The organism is Candidatus Rhabdochlamydia sp. W815, assembly GCF_018642185.1.
Classification (GTDB): domain Bacteria; phylum Chlamydiota; class Chlamydiia; order Chlamydiales; family Rhabdochlamydiaceae; genus Rhabdochlamydia; species Rhabdochlamydia oedothoracis.
Map to the genome: position 1 here is coordinate 1 of NZ_JAAVTY010000128.1, position 3885 is coordinate 3885.

3 protein-coding genes are annotated in these 3885 nt (G+C 35.1%); all 3 read left to right on the forward strand.

Annotation, left to right across the window (positions count from 1 at the left end):
- Positions 1 to 247 precede the first annotated feature (247 nt).
- Positions 248 to 1720, forward strand: a complete 1473-nt coding sequence (locus RHOW815_RS07280; protein WP_215217656.1) for a hypothetical protein — start codon at positions 248 to 250, stop codon at positions 1718 to 1720.
- Between the two features lie 50 nt (positions 1721 to 1770).
- On the forward strand, positions 1771 to 3336 hold the full coding sequence (locus RHOW815_RS07285; protein WP_215217657.1) for a hypothetical protein: 1566 nt from the start codon (positions 1771 to 1773) through the stop codon (positions 3334 to 3336).
- 353 nt (positions 3337 to 3689) lie between these two features.
- Positions 3690 to 3885 (forward strand): transposase family protein (locus RHOW815_RS09165; RefSeq protein WP_350339776.1); only part of this gene is annotated, 196 nt, incomplete at its 3' end.

The window sequence follows — 3885 nt, forward strand, 5'->3', positions numbered from 1 at the left end:
TTCATTTAATCCTTGCTTGCTCATGTCATCTGTCTTTAGTTAAAAAATAAAAAGATCTGGTATCATAGCGAAAATTTATATTCAATTCAAGATAGGTTCTTGTGTGCAATTAGAGAACTCTTTATAGTTATGAATAGTTTAAAACTTACGCGGTTCTTTAAAAACAGCTTTTTTTGTAAAAGTAAAAGACTCAAACGATTATTCATTAGAAATGAACAAACCGAAATTAAAAACGAGAAAAGATATTATGACACCTTTAGATTCACACTCAACGATTCAATTTGAGAAGTTTATTAAAAGCTCTTCATTAGTCGATCGCTATAATCTTTATATCAAACAGCCTACCAGTTCCAGTTACCGGGAAAGAAAATTACTGTTAGAATTTTTTTCTGGTTTTGTAATCAAAAAGGCACTCCCAAACACGACATTTACGTTCGATCAACAACAAGAGGGGAAAAAAATTAATGATAAGGAATTTAAACATATGATGAAACCTATCATTAAAAACCATGCATCTGTTTCACCTGGGTTAAAAATTTATCTGAATAATAATGAGATCAGTGATACAAGCATCGATTTTTTAGTAAAAGACATGATTAATCCACATAAAACCCCAGAAGATTTTTTTTTGGGGCTTGCGAACAATAAGATTACAGTTAAAGGTGGCGAGATAATCCATCAAGCGCTTATCAAAGATCTTAACTTACGCTGCGAATTGCCTAATTTTGATGTAAAGAGTAACGAATTGGAGACACATGCAGACAAACTGGCAGAACAGATCATCCGTCAATCACAAAGAAATTCAAATTTCTATAATTTAGAAAAAAGCGTAGACGGAATTACCAAGCAATTAGATGAACTTTACGATCAGAGCGCCTCAGAGGAGGGATATGAAGAAAAATGTATGCGGGAAATGACGAATTTAGTCAAGTTAAAATCAGAAGATTATATTGCTATGTGGACAAATCAGATGGAACAAAAAAATTCTTTGTTGTCCCAAAAAAAAGGAAAAGATAAGCTATCTGCAGAAAGGCAAGCAATAAATATTCAAGAAAATCACATCGGCAAAATTAATTCTAAAATAGCCAAGGCAGAAAGCAAGCTGCATAGAAACCTTAATATTTTACCAAAAAATACTCGTGATATACATTTAGGGACATTAAATAGACACCTCTCAGAATTTAATGAAAATTTAAAAATCCTCAGAGGCGAAGTGAATGAAGAAACTTCAACATTCGCTTCAAATAATCCGCCTATTCAACCGATTGGTAGTAATATAAGCAAGATAGGAACCTTGGGGAGAGAGTTAATTGGTGAACTTGATGAAAGATTACAAAAAATAAACAAAGAAACGTTGGCAAAAGCTAATAAAAATAACGGCCCAACAAAGATTCTTCATCATGAAACAAACTCTAATGTCAGAACAAATCCTAAAGACAGTGCTGGATGTGCTTCTTTCTTGCATGAAAATTATCGAAGCAACCCTCTCATAGCATCTGTGGGAATCGGTTGTATTTCCAATAATGAAGCAAGACCTCTAGCGCTTGTTAAAAAAACTGCAGATGGTTATAACCAATCGCTTTTTAGACAAGAGCAGCGGGCAAATCCATTGGGTTTATTCGGTACAACAGCGAATATGCCCACCAACAACGCTGTGGAAGAAGAAGAGCAATTATCCAATAAATCAAGACTAAAAAACAAACAGCACTTAACGACTTAACCGACGTCATTTAAAAATAAACTTTCAACGTAAAGGAAAAATCCAACAACATGCTAAACTCCCGATCTGTTATGGATCCTACGCCAAGAAGATCCCATAAACACATGTCCCAAGAAGGATTAAATGCCTCGCATATCCAAAAAGAATACGATACCCAGCTTAACGCCTTAAAAGCTAATATCCAAGAAGAGTCAAGTTGTTTTATGGGGGATCAGCTTATGCCACAATGTGCAGCTTCTATGCATAAGGAATTTGAATCGTTGAAATACTACGCAAATCAGATGCTAGAACTAATAAAACAACGTGATAATCTCAGGATTGTTCCTTATGAACAACGCTATAAAATAGCCTTACAACAAACTTCTTATCCTGATAAGGAATTTGAATATAAGGAGTTTAAATGTCTCGAACAAGCCTTAGATAATACAGCACTCGTCGACGCATTTCCTCAAGAAGCTACTTCATTTAAGGTAGGCATACTCTATCACCTGCGTTTAAAGGGTCTCGTTGATGAACGAACAGGAACTTACTCCCTTGTCATCCGAGAAAATTTCGTCACGGATAGTTGTAAATTATCTATTGAGAAAGAGAAAATCAGTCTGGTGTCCGGATGGAAATTAGCTAAAAATGTTTATAACCGATTAATGAATGAAGCTGATGAAAGTTCTAAAACAGCCTTTCAAAAATCCTGTGAGCGCTTCGAACGACTCTCCTTCTTAGAGAAAGAAACAGTAGAAATTTCAGACAGGTTAGCGAAATTAAAAACCAATAGCTTGGAGAACATCGATGATCTGGAAGCAGAGGATTTAGCTACTTCTTTACCCAAAGTACCTAGTAGCCACTCCATTGAAACATTGACAGAGAACAAAAAAGACCAACTTTCTGAACTAGATGATTCGAATAATAGATATTTACATTTTCCCCTAGAGGGAATAATGTTCAACCAGTTAGAATTGGGAATTCCGCCTCATAAAAGACAAACAATAGAACTTTGTTATATCCGGCCTACTTGTTTAGAAACCTTTATGCAGGCATGCTTGTCAAAAGTAGAGAAAGAATTTGATAGTGGTCGATTAAGAACAGAAAGGAATAAGTTTATTATAGCTCTAGCTAAAATTGCCTCTGAGGCACGCCAAGCTATGGAGGATGAGATGTTGGGGCGTACGATTGATGCTCATGAATCTTATGCATCCTATGATGCAAAGCCAGAAAACAGTATGAGAAAAATCAAGGATATTTATAAAGGATATCAAAAAGAGCAGGAAAAAATCAATGACTGCTCTTTACAAGGAAAAAAACTTACTGAAACTTTTATTGCCCATACAGAAAAGCAATTATTTTCTTCTGAACAAAAGAAAGAATTGATAGACGAATGGGAACGGTTTAAAATTTTTTTATATTGTATTAATGATCCTGCAGATGCAAGATTGTATGGACCTTCCAAAGAAGCCAAAGCGCTATGCAGAGTGCAAAAAGATAAGTTAAAACAAACTCATCCTCCAGAAAAAGCACTACAAACAAAAGAAAATCTTATAGAAAGAAAGTTGAAAAAGTTATCTGCGACAAAATACCATAAGCCTGGTATGCTCTCGCGTTTATTGATAGGGTTTTCTTAGCTTGCCTAAAAAGCAGCTATACTATCGGCATTCACTTTATCGGCTTGTTGGTAAACAACTTGATGAAACCGTCACCAGTTCTAACCGAAATGCAACAAAGTAACTAAACTTTATACTTTTGGAGTAAACTAGTCGATGGATAAATACTTTAACCATATCACTAAAGAAGATAGACTATTAATAAGCCACCTATTAAAGATCAGGGCCAACGCATGAAGATTTTGCTTGATAATTGAGAGATAAAAAATGATTCTGGCTCCTTTTTCATAAGGAGTATAAAATGGAAGGATTCATTCATTCTTCATCTATTATGATGCATTTTTCGAAATTACCAGACCCAAGAAAGGCGCGCAATCAACTATAATAGCCTTCATGATATTATCAGCACATCTATCCTAGCCATGCTATGTGGACAAGATGATTACATGGGCTTTAGCTTGTGGACACAGATGAACCTCGATTGGTTACAATCTGTTAATATCTGCAAATATGGAGCTCCTTCTCATGATACCTATGAGAGGTTTTTTGCCTTTTTAAATCCTCATTCGT

Bases quoted from the DNA above. Each gene is read 5' to 3' on its own strand.
- RHOW815_RS07280 (WP_215217656.1), top strand. From the start codon at position 248: ATGACACCTTTAGATTCACACTCAACGATTCAATTTGAGAAGTTTATT.
- RHOW815_RS07285 (WP_215217657.1), top strand. From the start codon at position 1,771: ATGCTAAACTCCCGATCTGTTATGGATCCTACGCCAAGAAGATCCCAT.